This is a genomic window from Micromonospora sp. M51, from assembly GCF_018070305.1.
GTDB lineage: Bacteria > Actinomycetota > Actinomycetes > Mycobacteriales > Micromonosporaceae > Micromonospora > Micromonospora parva.
Map to the genome: position 1 here is coordinate 1 of NZ_JAGPXZ010001020.1, position 1,795 is coordinate 1,795.

At 73.3% G+C, this 1,795-nt stretch carries 1 protein-coding gene and 1 pseudogene; one reads left to right on the top strand and one right to left on the bottom strand.

Annotated elements, in window-relative coordinates:
- A pseudogene (locus KBX53_RS31985) lies at positions 1-781 on the bottom strand (peptidase S8); the annotation flags it as partial.
- A 217-nt stretch (positions 782-998) separates the two neighbouring features.
- On the opposite strand from KBX53_RS31985, the gene KBX53_RS31990 reads away from it, so the two are divergent.
- Positions 999-1,795, top strand: a 797-nt coding sequence (locus KBX53_RS31990) for an FAD-dependent oxidoreductase (RefSeq protein WP_210863555.1), incomplete at its 3' end; no start/stop codon positions are given.

The window sequence follows — 1,795 nt, forward strand, 5'->3', positions numbered from 1 at the left end:
CCAGCACCAGTCGAGCCGGCCGGGGCGGTCGACCAACCGCGAACACGGACCAGAAGGGGGCATCCAGCAGGGTCGCGGCGAGCACTCCCAGCGCGGCGGCCGCCAGCAGCGCGAGCGCGGTCTCCAGGAGGCCACCGAGCGCACCCAACCACGCCCACGGCAGCAGCAGCGCCAACCCGGCGGCGACCGCGAGCAGCGGCACCGGGCCGGGCCGGCGCGGGCGTCGCTGGGGTGCGACCGGCTCCGCGTTCCCGGTGGCCTCGGGCCGGGTGGCGTCGCCGTTCCCGGTGGTCTCGGGCCGCGTGGCGTCGCCGTTCCCGGTGGGTGCCGGGCCGCCGACCGGGCCAACCAGCCCGGGGTACGCCCACCGGCGCGCCGCCCAGCGGACGGCGAGTGCACCGAGCAACGCGACGCCGGCCAGCGCGGCGAGGTACGCCTCGTGGTGCACCGGTGGCACGACCCGCAGCAGGGTGAGCACGCCGAGAGCGAGTGCGCCGAGCAGCCAGACCCGCCCGGTGGCCCGGACCGCCGCCGACCGGGGTGCAACGGCAAGCAGCAGGGCGGGCGTGCCGAGCAGCGCCACTGTGGCCAGGCCGAGCACCGGCCAGAGCCAGCCGAACCGGTCCCGTCCGAAGCCCAGCAGCACCTGGTCGGTGAGCCAGCCGCCGGTCTGGGTGCCCACGGTGACCGCTACCGTCCAGCAGCCGACCAGCACTGCCGCGACCACCGGCCATGGGGACGTTCGAGAGCTGACTGCGGGGTACCCGGGTTGACCGTGCATCCGAGAACCTTACGACCACGGTGAACGGTTCCGGACCGAGTGCCACCTCGAAGAATCGTCGAGATCTTGGACAGTTTCCGTTAGCGGCTAACGGAAACTGTCCAAGATCTCCGACAGGCGAGGGTCGCGAAATGGGCATTTGGGGCTATGCGGCGCGGGCGGCGAAATGTCGACACGTCGGCCCGGCGGTTACGGTGGACGGGTGCGCGACCCCAATATCTCCCGATCCGTCGCCGGTCAGCTCTCACCGGTCCGCCGTGCGTCCGACCTGCGTCGACTACGTGCCGAGCGCTTCGATGTGCTGGTCATCGGCGGTGGGGTGACCGGTGCCGGTGCCGCGCTGGACGCGGCGTCCCGGGGCCTGAAGGTGGCGCTGGTCGAGGCGCGTGACCTCGCGGCGGGCACCTCCAGCCGGTCCAGCAAACTCATCCACGGTGGCCTGCGTTACCTGGAGCAGTTGGAGTTCCACCTGGTCCACGAGGCGCTCACCGAGCGCGGCCTGCTGGCCACCCGCCTCGCGCCGCACCTGGTCCGCCCGGTGCCGATCATGGTGCCGCTGCCGGCGGGGCGGGGCCTGAACCGGCAGGCGCGCGAGGTGACCGGCGTCCGGGTCCGGGACCTGGAGGCCCCGCCCGGTTCACCGGACGCGGAGTTCGAGGTGCAGGCCCGCACCGTCATCGCCGCCACCGGTGTGTGGAGCGACGACATGTCCCGGATGCTCAACGACGTGGGCCTGCGGCCCGGGGTCCGGGTGCGCGCCTCCAAGGGGGTGCACCTGGTGGTGCCCCGCTCGGCGATCACCGGCGAGACGGGGCTCATCCTGCGGACGGCGAGTTCGGTGCTCTTCGTCATCCCGTGGGGCGGGCACTGGATCATCGGCACCACGGACACCGACTGGCGGCTGGACCGCTCCCACCCGGCCGCCTCGGCCCGGGACATCGACTACCTCCTCCAGCAGGTCAACACGGTGCTGGACCGGCCGCTGACCACCGCCGACATCGAGGGGGTGTACGC